The following is a 290-nucleotide window of genomic DNA, read 5'->3' on the forward strand; positions in this document are numbered from 1 at the left end:
ACAATCACGGATTCTACATGCAATGGTGCGTGACGTCAATGAGCTGGAAGCGCTTCCGCATGACATAAAATGTGCGACGGTACATCAGTTCCAAGGTTCTGAAGAGGACGTTATTGTATACGATGCAGTTGACTGCTATCGAATTCCTTTCCCGGGGGCATTGATCGCATCAACTGCTGGACGTTATGCTGACAGACTTTTTAACGTTGCCATGACGCGATCAAAGGGGATGTTTATTTGCGTAGCAAATGGATCGTTCATGAGAATTAACGGAATGTCAGAAAATCTGT

At 45.2% G+C, this 290-nt stretch carries 1 protein-coding gene; it reads left to right on the forward strand.

Annotated features, from left to right (window positions below):
• Nucleotides 1–22: 22 nt before the first annotated feature.
• Nucleotides 23–290 (forward strand): AAA domain-containing protein (locus tag P0G09_RS20320; RefSeq protein WP_275253585.1); only part of this gene is annotated, 268 nt, incomplete at its 3' end.

The sequence above is a fragment of the Faecalibacterium sp. DFI.5.82 genome (assembly GCF_029076575.1).
Taxonomy (GTDB): domain Bacteria; phylum Bacillota; class Clostridia; order Oscillospirales; family Ruminococcaceae; genus Faecalibacterium; species Faecalibacterium duncaniae.